The 12,636-nt window shown below is 60.4% G+C and carries 15 protein-coding genes; 2 read left to right on the top strand and 13 right to left on the bottom strand.

Annotated features, from left to right (window positions below; all coding sequences use genetic code 11):
• Positions 1-70 precede the first annotated feature (70 nt).
• Positions 71-262 carry a DUF1289 domain-containing protein gene (locus CFter6_RS10810; RefSeq protein WP_061539923.1) on the bottom strand — a complete coding sequence of 64 codons (192 nt, stop codon included), beginning with the start codon at positions 260-262 and terminating at the stop codon, positions 71-73.
• Between the two features lie 259 nt (positions 263-521).
• On the opposite strand from CFter6_RS10810, the gene CFter6_RS10805 reads away from it, so the two are divergent.
• Positions 522-1,187 carry a TetR/AcrR family transcriptional regulator gene (locus tag CFter6_RS10805; protein ID WP_041741656.1) on the top strand — a complete coding sequence of 222 codons (666 nt, stop codon included), beginning with the start codon at positions 522-524 and terminating at the stop codon, positions 1,185-1,187.
• A 64-nt stretch (positions 1,188-1,251) separates the two neighbouring features.
• Positions 1,252-1,833 carry an LOG family protein gene (locus CFter6_RS10800; protein WP_061542312.1) on the top strand — a complete coding sequence of 194 codons (582 nt, stop codon included), beginning with the start codon at positions 1,252-1,254 and terminating at the stop codon, positions 1,831-1,833.
• 55 nt (positions 1,834-1,888) lie between these two features.
• Here CFter6_RS10800 and CFter6_RS10795 read toward each other — a convergent pair whose 3' ends face one another.
• The 12 genes from CFter6_RS10795 to truA all read right to left on the bottom strand — a co-directional run bounded on the left by CFter6_RS10795 (position 1,889) and on the right by truA (position 12,572).
• Complete coding sequence (locus CFter6_RS10795; protein ID WP_061539922.1) at positions 1,889-3,124, bottom strand: cystathionine gamma-synthase family protein; 1,236 nt, start codon at positions 3,122-3,124, stop codon at positions 1,889-1,891.
• Between the two features lie 99 nt (positions 3,125-3,223).
• A complete protein-coding gene (purF, locus tag CFter6_RS10790) occupies positions 3,224-4,741 on the bottom strand; it encodes an amidophosphoribosyltransferase (protein ID WP_061539921.1) in 1,518 nt (505 codons plus the stop codon).
• An 85-nt stretch (positions 4,742-4,826) separates the two neighbouring features.
• A complete protein-coding gene (locus CFter6_RS10785) occupies positions 4,827-5,315 on the bottom strand; it encodes a CvpA family protein (protein WP_061539920.1) in 489 nt (162 codons plus the stop codon).
• 79 nt (positions 5,316-5,394) lie between these two features.
• A complete protein-coding gene (locus CFter6_RS26800) occupies positions 5,395-5,613 on the bottom strand; it encodes an SPOR domain-containing protein (protein ID WP_335340323.1) in 219 nt (72 codons plus the stop codon).
• A complete protein-coding gene (locus tag CFter6_RS26795; protein ID WP_335340322.1) occupies positions 5,553-6,134 on the bottom strand; it encodes a hypothetical protein in 582 nt (193 codons plus the stop codon). The genes CFter6_RS26800 and CFter6_RS26795 overlap by 61 nt, the downstream gene beginning before the upstream one ends.
• Entirely contained in the window at positions 6,122-6,346 is a 225-nt protein-coding gene (locus tag CFter6_RS26790) for a hypothetical protein (RefSeq protein WP_335340321.1), read from the bottom strand. The genes CFter6_RS26795 and CFter6_RS26790 overlap by 13 nt, the downstream gene beginning before the upstream one ends.
• A 55-nt stretch (positions 6,347-6,401) precedes the next feature.
• Positions 6,402-7,712, bottom strand: a complete 1,311-nt coding sequence (folC, locus tag CFter6_RS10775) for a bifunctional tetrahydrofolate synthase/dihydrofolate synthase (RefSeq protein WP_061539919.1) — start codon at positions 7,710-7,712, stop codon at positions 6,402-6,404.
• 67 nt (positions 7,713-7,779) lie between these two features.
• A complete protein-coding gene (accD, locus tag CFter6_RS10770) occupies positions 7,780-8,652 on the bottom strand; it encodes an acetyl-CoA carboxylase, carboxyltransferase subunit beta (RefSeq protein ID WP_061539918.1) in 873 nt (290 codons plus the stop codon).
• 113 nt (positions 8,653-8,765) lie between these two features.
• On the bottom strand, positions 8,766-9,563 hold the full coding sequence (trpA, locus tag CFter6_RS10765; RefSeq protein ID WP_061539917.1) for a tryptophan synthase subunit alpha: 798 nt from the start codon (positions 9,561-9,563) through the stop codon (positions 8,766-8,768).
• A gap of 64 nt (positions 9,564-9,627) precedes the next feature.
• Positions 9,628-10,890, bottom strand: coding sequence for a tryptophan synthase subunit beta (trpB, locus tag CFter6_RS10760; protein WP_061539916.1), 1,263 nt, complete (start codon positions 10,888-10,890; stop codon positions 9,628-9,630).
• Positions 10,891-10,961: 71 nt separating this feature from the next.
• Positions 10,962-11,636, bottom strand: coding sequence for a phosphoribosylanthranilate isomerase (locus CFter6_RS10755; RefSeq protein WP_061539915.1), 675 nt, complete (start codon positions 11,634-11,636; stop codon positions 10,962-10,964).
• 120 nt (positions 11,637-11,756) lie between these two features.
• Positions 11,757-12,572 (bottom strand): tRNA pseudouridine(38-40) synthase TruA, encoded by an 816-nt coding sequence (gene truA / locus CFter6_RS10750; RefSeq protein ID WP_236904627.1) that lies wholly within the window; start codon positions 12,570-12,572, stop codon positions 11,757-11,759.
• Positions 12,573-12,636 lie beyond the last annotated feature (64 nt).

Below are 12,636 nucleotides of genomic sequence, written 5' to 3'. Positions count from 1 at the left end.
TAGCTGTCGAAAAAGCATTCCGCCGCGCCGGACACCGACTACGGAGCGGCGGGCAAATGCCGCTTGCCTGTCATCCTTGGCGGCGCGGATAACCCTCGGCGGTGATCCGTTCCCAGACTTTGGTTTTCTCTTCCTCGGTCATGAAGACCCAGTGCGCCACCTCATTGACGGTGCGGCCGCAACCGCGGCAGACATCGTCGAAAGTGGTGGAGCAGACTGCCACGCAGGGCGTGTCGGGACGTTGCGGAGGAGACTCTGACATGCTGACCTTTTAAGATGTGAAGCGTTGCTGCGGTTGAGACCAGGCGAGTCGAGGACAGGCGCCGGTCCCCCATTTTATAACAGCGGCAGGATGGCCGCCGCCATGCGCAGGCAGGCAGCACTGGCGGGAAATGCAATTACTATCATTTCAGCAATACAATTTACGACGATAGGCGCGAAGCAATATACAATCTTACTGAGCAACTTTACCAATTGGTAAAACAGCATTGCGCACTGAATAGCAGAAAGAAAACAAAGTCATGGAGCAAAAGGCGCCGCGTCGTACCCGCGAAAAAATAATGGATCTGTCGTTACGGCTCTTCAACGAGTTCGGCGAACCCAACATCACCACCACCATCATCGCCGACGAGATGAAGATCTCGCCTGGCAACCTGTATTACCATTTCCGGAACAAGGACGACATCGTCAATTCGATCTTCGTCACCTTCGAAGAAGAAATCAGCCGCATGCTGGCGATGACGCAAGGGCAGCGTCCTACCATGCACGACGTCTGGCACTATCTGCATCACATGTTCCAGCTGATCTGGCGTTATCGTTTCTTCTATCGCGACCTCAACGACCTGCTGTCGCGCAACCGCACCCTGGAGCTGCACTTCAAGGAAATCTTCGGCCACAAGATAGCGGTAGTCAAAGAACTGTGCCAGGGCTTGCATGAAGACCAGACGCTGCAGGCCAGCCCGGCCGAGATCGATGCCCTGTCGTCCAACATGGTAGTGGTAGCCAGCTACTGGCTGTCTTACCAGTACGTCCTGAATCCGCGCCAGTACACCGAACAGGCGGTAGTCGAGCACGCATTGGCGAGCGGCTGCTACCAGGTGCTCTCGCTCATGCATCCGTACCTGCGCGGCGAAACCCTGCTGCATTTCGAGCAGCTGAAAACAAAATACCTGCAAACCAACGCCTGACCGGTGCAGCGGCGCCCTGCCGCTGCAGTCACATCACCTTCCACATTTTCTATATATGCAAGAAATCAAATCTCTCTGCGTTTATTGCGGTTCTTCTCCCGGCGCTACCCCGGTTTATGCGGAAGCGGCACGCGGGCTGGCGCAAGCCATGGTCGAACAGGACATCGCCCTGGTGTACGGCGGCGGCAACGTCGGCCTGATGGGCATCATTGCGGATGAAATGCTGCGCCTGGGCGGCCAGGCCACCGGCGTGATTCCCCAGGCCCTGCTGCAAAAAGAACTGGGCCACAAGGGCCTGACGCAGCTGCATATCGTCAAGGACATGCACGAGCGCAAGGCAATGATGGCGGACCTGTCGGATGGCTTCATTGCGATGCCGGGCGGCGTAGGCACGCTGGAAGAATTGTTCGAAGTATTCACCTGGGCCCAGTTGGGCTTCCACCAGAAGCCGATCGGCTTGCTGAATGTCGACGGCTTTTACGACGGCTTGCTGCAGTTCATCCAGCATATGGTGTCGCAGCGCTTCCTGAAAGGCGAGCAGGCGGAAATCCTGATCGCGGAAGCGCACGGCGGCGCCCTGCTGCAACGGTTCAAGTCGTTTGTGCCGCACCTGGTGCCGAAATGGCTGGACCGCAACACCATCTGAAATGCAAACGGGGCGGACCATGTCCACCCCGCACGATAACCACGACTGTGCCGGCTTAAGCTTGCAGCGCTTGCCTGAAATCCTCCACCAGGTCTGCCGTATCTTCAATTCCGACCGATACCCGGATCAACGATTCGCTAATGCCCATGGCGGCGCGGCGCTCTGCTCCCATCTCGTAGAAAATGGTATGCGCAACTGCGATCACCAGGGTCCGGTTGTCGCCCAGGTGGGTGCCGGAGATCGCCAGTTTCAGCCGGTTCAGGTAATCGAAACAATCGATATTCTGCTTCAATTCAAAACTGAACAGATAGCCGTTTGAGCGAAACAGGTCGGCTGCCAAAGCATGTTGCGGATGCGAAGCCAGTCCCGGGTAATGCACCGCCGCCACCCGCGGATCCGCTTCCAGCATCTGCGCCACCGCCAGCGCACTGGCGCTGCTGCGCTCCATGCGCAACGCGATGGTTTCAGCGCCTACCGCGATATGATGCGCCGCCTCGGGTCCGAGCGAAGCGCCGAAATCGCGCAAGCTCTTGGCGCGCATTTGCGCCAGGCCCCATTGCGGCTGCGGATTGCGCTTGTAGGCATCGAGGATGTTGGGAAAGCGGCTCCAGTCAAACAAGCCGGTGTCCGTAACTGCGCCGCCCAGGGCATTGCCATGGCCGCCGATGGACTTGGTCAGGGAATTGATCACCAGGCCAGCACCCACCAGCCTGGGCTGGAACAGGTAAGGCGAAGTCATGGTGTTGTCGACCACGAACAGGATGCCGCGCGCCTGGCACAGCTCGCCGATACGCCTGAGGTCGGCGACCTGGGTACGCGGGTTGGCGATGGTTTCAACGAACACGACACGGGTAGCCGGCGTCAATGCCGCTTCCACCTGCGCCACGTCGGTGGCGTCGACCATGGTCACCTTGCCGCCCTGGCCGCCGTAGGTTTGCCACATGCTGGCGGTATTCCCGAACAGGAATGCCGACGACACCACGTGGTCGCCTTCGCGCAGCAAGCCTTGTATCACCGCGCCGATCGCCGCCATGCCGGAAGCGAAGCAGATGGTAGCCAGGCCGCCCTCCATCTTGGTGACCTTGTCCTCCAGCGCGGCGACGGTCGGATTACCCTGGCGGCCGTAGCGATAACCTGACTGCTTGCCCTGGAATACATCGGCCAGCTGGCGCGCATCGCCGTAGCCCCAGGTCACCGAGGTGTGGATAGGCTTGTGCGGGGCGCCGTGCTCGATGGCTTTCTGGCGGTCGCTATGCAGGATGGTGGTGGTGAAGCCGTATTTTTGAGTCATGTTTGATCGTTGCTTGAGTAGGGTGGGCACATCGTGCCCACGCGTGACCTCGCTACCGTGCTTGCCTTGGTAAATGGTGGGCACGATGTGCCCACCCCACTAGTCGACTTGCGCCAGGCTCAGGTTCAGCTGCGAACGCACCGCGTCTTCGCTTTCAGGCTTGGGATTGTTGCGCGCGAACTCGATGCGGTCGAGGTAGTCGCGCGAAATATCGCCGGTGATGTAGTTGCCGTCGAAGCAGGAAGCTTCGAAATTCCTCAGCAATGGATTGACGTCGGAAATCGAACGCTTGAGGGCGTCGATATCCTGGTACACCAGCGCATCGGCGGTAATTTCGCGGCACACTTCTTCATCGCTGCGGCCGTAGGCGATCAGCTCGCCGCGGGTCGGCATGTCGATGCCGTAGACGTTAGGGAATTTCACCGGCGGCGCGGCCGAAGCGAAAATCACGCGCTTGGCGCCGGAATCGCGCGCCATCTGCACGATCTCGCGGCTGGTGGTGCCGCGCACGATCGAATCGTCGACCAGCAGCACGGTCTTGCCCTTGAATTCGGAACCGATCGCATTGAGTTTCTGGCGCACCGATTTCTTGCGGATCGCCTGTCCCGGCATCAGGAAGGTGCGGCCGATGTAACGGTTCTTGATGAAACCTTCGCGGTATTCGATATTCAGCTTGAGCGCCAGCTGGATCGCGGCCGGACGCGACGAATCGGGAATCGGCATGACGACGTCGATGTCGCCGCTGGAGAATTCGCGCTTGATCTTGTCGGCCAGGTACTCGCCCATTTTCAGGCGCGTGGCGTACACCGAGGCGCCGTCGATGATCGAATCGGGACGGGCCAGGTAGACGAATTCAAAGGCGCAAGGATTCAGGGTCGGATTGTCGGCGCATTGCTGGTTGTACATCTGGCCGTCGATGTCGATGAAAATCGCTTCGCCCGGCGTCACATCGCGCAGGAAGCGGAAGCCCAGGCCTTCCAGCGCGACCGATTCGCTGGCGATGACGTATTCGGTGCCCTTGTCGGTTTCGTTGAGGCCGATGCACAGCGGCCGGATGCCGTACGGATCGCGGAAAGCCAGCAAACCGTGGCCAGCAATCTGCGCCACCACGGCGTAAGAGCCGCGCACCCGCTTGTGGACATTGGCCACGGCCTTGAACAGCACGCCCGGATCGAGCGAATAACCGCGCGTCTCTTGCTGGATCTCGTGCGCCAGTACGTTGAGCAGCACTTCGGTATCGGAATCGGTGTTGATATGGCGGCGATCGTTCTTGAACATCTCGATCTTCAGCTGCTCGGCGTTGGTCAGGTTGCCGTTGTGCGCCAGGATGATGCCGAACGGCGCATTGACGTAAAACGGTTGCGCCTCTTCCGCGCTGGCAGTGCCTGCGGTTGGATAACGCACCTGGCCGATGCCGTAGTTGCCTGGCAGTGAACGCATGTTGCGGGTACGGAAAACGTCGCGCACCAGGCCGTTGGCCTTGTGCATGAAAAATCCGTTGCCGTGGTTGGTTGCGATCCCCGCTGCATCCTGGCCGCGATGCTGCAAAAGCAACAAGGCGTCATAGATGAGCTGATTGGCGGGGTTATGGGAAGCGATGCCGACTATGCCACACATGGTGGACTCCTAAACGATAAACAATCCGGTACTCGAGGGACTTGCGATTTTGCTACGAGCTTTGCGCAGGTCCGGTCAAACAAATTCAAAACTTCAGGTGGCTGGCGAACTGTCCCGGCAAATAGGGAATCACAGTTTGCGCGGCAGCTTCCGCCAGCGGGCTCAGCATCGCATCGCGCCAGAAAGGCTGTTGCGGAATCGCCGTAGCGCCACACACCAGGACCGCCGCCAGCACCAGCACCAGGCCACGCGCCAGCCCGAACAGCACGCCCAGCCCATGGTCCACCGCCCCCAGGCCGCTGGCCTTGACCACGGCATCGAGCGCCGAACTCAACAACATCATTAATAACCTTACGCCAATAAACAGGGCTAGGAAAGCCACGATTAAGCGCGTTACATTCCCGGGAATCGCGTCGGGGAGCAATTTTGCCAGATTTTCACCATACGCGTTGGCCACCACCAAGGCTATGACCCAACTCGCCAATGACAGGATTTCCTTTACCAGGCCGCGCAGGGTACTGATCACGACCGAGCAGATCAGTACGAAAAACACCAGATAGTCGAAAATTGTCACGCTGCCTGCATCGCAGTTTGCCCACCTTTGGTCAGTGGTCTATATGGCGCCAAAGGCCGCCGAATCAAGTCGCCCACGGTCAACCCGGGATCAGGCTGCCGTTCAGCCCCAGCTTGCCCAGCTTGGCGCGGGTCTTTTCAGCCTCTTCCTTGCTGCTGAACGGGCCGACGCGGATACGGATGCGCTCACCCGCCTGAGTCGGGACTTTTTGCGTGTAGGAGCGGATGCCGGCTTCTTTCAGCTTGCCCTGCAGTTCATCGACCTTGTCCTGCGACGCCAGCGCGGCGACCTGCAGCACGAATTTCGCCGGTTTCTTGTCGGCGGCGGCCGGCGCGGCGTCGGCGCGCCCTTCCAGGATCGCTTGCGCGCGCGCTGCATCGTCATGCTTTTCCGCGACCGGGCCGGCTTTGACTCCGGTTTTGGCGCGGCTGCCGGCTTGGCTTCCGGCTTCGGTTTTGGCTCAGGCTTGGGTTCCGGCTTAGTTTCCGGCTTCGGCGCAGCTTCAGGCGGTACAATTGCCGCCACCTTAGGCGGCGGCGCGGGGGTGACGGCCGGTTTGCTGGCGACGGCTGCCGGCGGCGCGGCCGGCGTAGCTGGCATGGCCGGGGTGCTGGCCGGATCGACTATTTCTTCCTGCTGGTCGAGGCCGCTGCTATTGCTGACCGGTGCCGCCGCGCTGGCCGAGGCGCTGGCGCCGGTACCAGGTTTATCGCGCGAAGGAATCTGGATCGCAATATCGTCAGCCAGCGGTTTCGGCTCTGAATCGAGGATCATCGGCAATATGATGACGACTGCCAGCACCAGGGCTACCGCGCCCACCAGGCGGCGCCGGCGCGCTTTTTTTCCGGCAGGACCGGATCCACTGCTTCATTCGACTGGTTGCCGCCCTTGCCCGCCTTGGCCTTGCGGCTGCGCAGCGGCAGTTCGGCCTGCTCGGCGCCGGGACCGAAGGTATCGGCCTTGGAACGATAAACACCCTGGTCAGGGTCGGTTTGCTGCTTGTTTTTGCGAAGAAAAGAGAACAAACCCATGCGATATTTTTAGCTAGCTAGTGAGCCGGCGCCATCGGCGCAGGCTGATCAATCGTCAGTGAAATCCAGACTTCCTGGCTGCCATCACGCCAGCCACGGTCAGGAACGATCCGAAAACCACAATTCTATCATTCTCGCCTGCCCTGCTTAATGCATTTGCATAGGCCAGCTCGGGAGAATCGAAGGAAAGGATGCTGCTTTGCGCATCCGGCCCCTGCTCTGCATGGACACCCGCTTCCAGCAAACGTTCTTTCAACTGTTCGCCGCTGGCCGCGCGCGGCAGCGGCAAGGCGGTCAGGCACCAGTGGTCGATGCGTGTCTTCAGCTGCGCGACGATGCCTTCGATATCCTTGTCCAGCATGGCGCCGAACACGGCATAGGTGTAGGGGTGGAAACCCATGTTGTCGAGGTTCTGCGCCAGGGTGGCGGCCGCATGCGGGTTGTGGGCGACGTCCAGGATCACCAGCGGCTGTCCCGGCAAGACCTGGAAGCGGCCCGGCAAATCCATCATGACGAAACCGCTGCGCACTTCCTGCGCACTGACCGGCAGGCGGTCGCGCAAGGCTTCCAGCGCCGCCAGCGCCGCCGACGCATTCAGCAGCTGGTTGGCGCCGCGCAGGCTGGGGTAGCCGAGCGCATTGCGGCGCTGGCCGCGGCCGCCGTAATTCCACTGCTGCTTGTCGCCGGTATAGTTGAAATCGCGGCCCAGCAGCCAGAGGTCGGCGCCGATGGCGTTGGCGTGGTCGATCAGGGATTGCGGCGGCACCGGATCGCTGCACACCGCGGTTTTGCCGGCGCGGAAGATGCCGGCCTTTTCAAAGCCGATTTTCTCGCGGGTGTCGCCCAGGTATTCGACGTGGTCGATATCGACGCTGGTGACGATGGCAACGTCGGCATCGACGATATTGACCGCATCCAGGCGCCCGCCCAGGCCGACTTCAAGGATTACCACGTCGAGCTTGGCCTCTGCCAGCAAGTGCATGATGGCCAGCGTGGTGAATTCGAAATAAGTCAGGGAAATGTCGCCGCGCTGCGCTTCGACCGCTTCGAAACTGGCGATCAGGGCCGCATCCGAGGCCGATTCGCCGCCGATGCGGGCGCGTTCGTTGAAATCGAGGAAATGCGGCTTGATATACAGGCCGACCTTGTAGCCGGCGCGCAGCAGGATGGATTCCAGCATGGCGCAGGTCGAGCCCTTGCCGTTGGTGCCCGCCACCATGATCACCGGACAATCGAATTGCAGCTGCAGCCGTTCCTTCACCTGCACCACCCGGTCCAGGCCCATGTCTATGGTTTTGAAATGGCGCGATTCCAGCAGAGAGAGCCAGTCGGCCAGCGTCACGGGCTTGGCGGGGATATTTGACATTTTGACATCCAACTAAAAACAAAAGGCCTGAACCGCAACAGTTCAGGCCCTGGGGGCGAAATTCACATCAAGCGATGGATTCGACTGGCTGGTCTTGCAGCAACGCCAACAAACGTGCGATTTCTTCACGCATCTTGCGCCGGTCGACAATCATGTCGACGGCTCCCTTGGTGACCAGGAATTCAGCGCGCTGGAAACCTTCCGGCAGCTTCTCACGCACAGTGTTCTCGATCACGCGCGGGCCGGCAAAACCGATCAGCGCTTTCGGTTCGGCGATCACGACGTCGCCCATGAAGGCGAACGAAGCGGAAACGCCGCCCATGGTCGGGTCGGTCAGGACGCTGATGAACGGCAGCTTCTTCTCCGACAGCTTGGTCAGCATCGAGGTGGTCTTGGCCATCTGCATCAGCGACAGCAAGCCTTCCTGCATGCGTGCACCGCCAGTGGCGGTGATGCAGATGAACGGCACCTTCTGCTCCAGCGCCACCTGGGCGCCGCGCACAAAACGCTCGCCCACCACCGAACCCATGGAACCGCCCATGAATTCAAACTCGAATGCCGCCACCACTACCGGCAGCGTCATGATGGAACCGCCCAGCACGATCAGCGCATCGGTTTCGCCGGTGGCGTCCATCGCGGCTTTCAGGCGGTCGGGGTATTTTTTGCTGTCTTTGAATTTGAGGGTATCGATCGGCAGGGTTTCCTGGCCGATCTCGTAGCGGCCGCCGGCGTCCAGCAAGGCGTCCAGGCGTTCGCGTGCGCGTATCCGCATGTGATGGTCGCACTTCGGGCAAACATGGATGTTCGACTCCAGGTCGGTGCGATACAAAACCGCTTCGCATGACGGGCATTTGACCCACAATCCCTCGGGGATCGATTTACGGGTTGCCGAGTCGCTGCGCTGAATACGTGGGGGTAATAATTTTTCTAGCCAACTCATAGAGCGACCTCCTTCAGATTTTTTTCCTGCCGAATTGTACCTTCATCCCCAAATCGGCGAAATAGCTATTCAAGCCGGCCGGCCCAGGAAATATTTGTCATTTTGATACAAAATCACTCGTCCAGCGCCTTCCTGATCCCCGACAAGAAGCTTTCCACAGCAGCTACCGCCTGTTCGCGCGGCGTATTCTCCAGTTCCTGGATGATCCGGCTGCCGATTACCACCGCATCCGACACCTGCGCCACGGCCTTGGCAGTGGCCGCATCGCGGATGCCGAAACCGACGCCGATTGGCAATTTGACATGTTTGCGGATCGCCTCCACCCGGGCGGCGACTTCGCCGGTATCGATGTTGGCGGCGCCGGTCACGCCCTTCAAGGACACATAATACGTGAATCCGCTGCCGACCTTGGCCACCTGCATGATCCGCTGTTCGGTCGAGGTCGGCGCCAGCAGGAAAATCGGATCCATGCCGTTGGCCTGCATCTTCTCGGCAAACTCTTCGCATTCTTCTGGCGGATAGTCGACCACGATGCTGCCGTCGACCCCGGCCTCTTTCGCAGCGGCAATAAAAACATCAACGCCCATCCGCTCCAGCGGATTGGCATAACCCATCAGCACCACCGGCGTGCTGTTGTTGCTCTGCCGAAATTCGCGCACATAACCCAGCACGTCATGCAGGCTGACGCCGAATTTCAGCGCCCGTTCGCAAGCGCGCTGGATCACCGGGCCTTCCGCCATCGGGTCGGAAAACGGCACGCCCAGCTCTATGATATCGGCGCCACCCCTGACCAGCGCATGCATCAGCGGCACGGTCAGTTCCGGCGCCGGATCGCCGGCGGTGATAAAAGGGATCAAGCCCTTTTTATTGTTTGCAGCGAGCGCTGCCAAGGTAGTCTGGATTCGGGACATGGTATCTATTGGATGAGGTGATCAGGACTGCAGGGCGGGATCGCCGCCCTGCTCTTGGCTTGCTTTAGAGCTTCAGGCGCTCGGCAACGGTATGCATGTCCTTGTCGCCGCGGCCCGACAGATTGGCCAGGACAATCTTATCCTTGGGCAAGGTTGCCGCCAGTTTGGCCGCATACGCCAGCGCGTGGCTCGATTCCAGCGCCGGGATGATGCCCTCGATGCGGCAACAGGTATGGAACGCCGCCAGCGCCTCGTCGTCGGTCACGGTTTCGTAAGTAGCGCGGCCGCAATCCTTGAGCCAAGCGTGTTCCGGACCCACGCCCGGATAATCGAGGCCGGCGGAAATCGAATGGGTCTCGATGATCTGGCCGTTGGCGTCTTGCAGCAGGTAGGTGCGGTTGCCATGCAGCACGCCGGGCGAGCCGAGTGTCAGCGATGCCGCGTGCTTGCCGCTGGCAAGGCCCTCGCCCGCAGCTTCGACCCCGACCAGGGCGACGTCGTGATGATCGATATAGGGATAAAAAATCCCCATCGCATTCGAGCCGCCGCCGATGCAGGCGATCACGTGATCCGGCTGGCGCCCGGTCATCTCCGGCATCTGCACCAGGCACTCATTGCCGATCACCGACTGGAAATCGCGCACCATCATCGGATACGGATGCGGGCCGGCGACCGTGCCGATGATGTAGAAAGTGTCCTCGACGTTGGTGACCCAATCGCGCATGGCTTCGTTAAGCGCATCCTTCAAGGTCTTGGAGCCGGATTCGACCGGCACCACCTTGGCCCCCAGCAGGTTCATGCGGTACACGTTCTGCATCTGGCGCTTGACGTCTTCGCTGCCCATGTACACCACGCATTCAAGGCCGAAGCGGGCGCAGATGGTAGCGGTCGCCACGCCGTGCTGGCCGGCGCCGGTTTCGGCGATCACGCGCGGCTTGCCCATGCGCTTGGCCAGCAGGGCCTGGCCGATGACGTTGTTGATCTTGTGGGCGCCGGTGTGGTTCAAATCCTCGCGTTTGAAATAGATCTGCGCGCCGCCCATCTGCTCCGACCAGCGCTTGGCGTGGTAGATCGGACTGGGACGGCCGACGTAGTGTTTCAGTTCGCTGTGGAATTCGGCCAGGAACTGCGGTTCGTTTTGATATTTGGCGTAAGCCTGCTGCAGTTCGCTCAGCGCCAGGGTCAAGGTTTCCGACACGAAGCTGCCGCCGTACATGCCGAAGTGACCCTTGGCGTCAGGCAGGTTGTATTGAGCGCTCTGGCGCAAGGTGGTATTGGCGAGCGGCTGACGCTCGGCGTACTGCTCGAGGGGTGTGAATTCTTTCATGGCGTATCTTTCCGGTATCTCTCTGTATTCGTTGCTGAGCCTGCCGGCCGGACCTGGGAACTGTTGCTAAACTAAAGTCCGGCTGGATCGGCGTCCGCCTGCCGTACCGCGGCAATGAATGCGCGAATCTTGGCGGCGTCCTTGATGCCCTTGTCTTGCTCGACGCCACTGCTGATGTCGACCGCAAAGGGACGTACGCGCTTTACCGCGTCAGTCGCATTGTGCACGCTCAAGCCACCACTTAAAACGACCTGAGGCGCGAGTTCTTTTGGGATGAGAGACCAATCAAATACCTTTCCACTACCGCCATAAGCTTCAACCAGGGTATCCAGCAGCAATCCGGCAAACAAATGGCTGCTGCTGCGATATGCCTGAGCGTATTCTAGCAAATCGGCGGCGGTTGTAGCACTGCCGATGCGCATGGCCCGGATAAACGGCCGGTTTACCGCCTGCGCCAGCGCCGTGCACTGCTCGACGCTCTCGTCGCCATGGAACTGCAGCAGCGATACTGGCGCCTGCGCCACGATTTCCTGCAACTGCGCCGGCTCGATGTTGACAAACAGGCCAACCGTGGTGACGAACGGCGGCGCCTTGGCGATCAGGCCGGCGGCCTGCTGCGGCGTGACGTAGCGCGGGCTTTTCGGATAGAACACAAAACCCAGGGCGTCGGCGCCCGCCGCAACGGCGGCTTGCACATCCTGCTCGCGGGTCAGGCCGCAGATCTTGATTCGGGTGCGGTGGCTCATGGAATTCAATCTGGTCAGAAAAACATCAGGAAGCGCAATATATCATCTTGAAGCATGTCGAATTGACAGCAAAATCCTGCGACGCCTATTCAGGTCACGCGTGGGTACGGAGCACCCAGCCTACAGCCAAGGCAAAATCCCTGCCGGCTGCTGCGGCAAACGCCACTTAGGATCATAAGCCACTTGCGCCAGGTACAGGCCGTCCGGCATGAAAGTCGGCGCCGCGCGGCCGCGGTCACGCTGGGCCAGCAACTCGGCCAGCCATTCCGGCGGCTTGCTGGCGTTGCCGGCGTAGACCAGCGAGCCGACGATATTGCGCACCATATGATGCAGGAAGGCATTGGCGCGCAAGCTGAACACGATCAGGTCGCCGCGCCGCTCGATGCGGATCTCTTCCATGGTGCGTACCGGCGACTTGGCCTGGCACTCCACTGCGCGGAAGGCGGAAAAATCATGGGTGCCGACCAAGTGCGCCGCGGCCTGGCGCATCAGCTCGAGCTCCAGCGGCCGGAACACCCAGCCGGCCTTGCCTTCCAACAACGGCGAACGGACCGGGTTGTTGTACAAAAGGTAGTGATAGGTCCTGGCGGTGGCGCTGAAACGTGCATGGAATTGATCTTCGCCTTCGGCAGGAGCAGGCACTTCATGCGCCCAGCGCACCGCGATCGACGGCGGCAGGAAAGCATTCAGGCCGCGCACCCAGGAAAATGTTTCGCGCGACAACGCAGTATCGAAATGCACCACCTGTTCCAGCGCATGCACGCCGGAATCGGTACGGCCGGCGCAAGTGGTGTCGATTGCGCCCTGCGTGAATTTCTGCAAGGCGGCTTCCAGCCTGTCCTGCACGGTCTTGCCGCTGGGCTGGGTCTGCCATCCTTGCCAAGGCGTGCCGTCGTACTGCACGCCGAGAACAATACGGTTCAAATTCGGATTCAAATCCGGTTCCAATCTTGAAAAAAACAAACGGGCGCCAGCATAACGCCGCGCCCGTCAAAAGCAA

This window comes from Collimonas fungivorans, assembly GCF_001584145.1.
Taxonomy (GTDB): Bacteria; Pseudomonadota; Gammaproteobacteria; order Burkholderiales; family Burkholderiaceae_D; genus Collimonas; species Collimonas fungivorans.
Note: the sequence above shows the minus strand (reverse complement) of the source record. Positions and strands in the feature narration are given on the sequence as shown.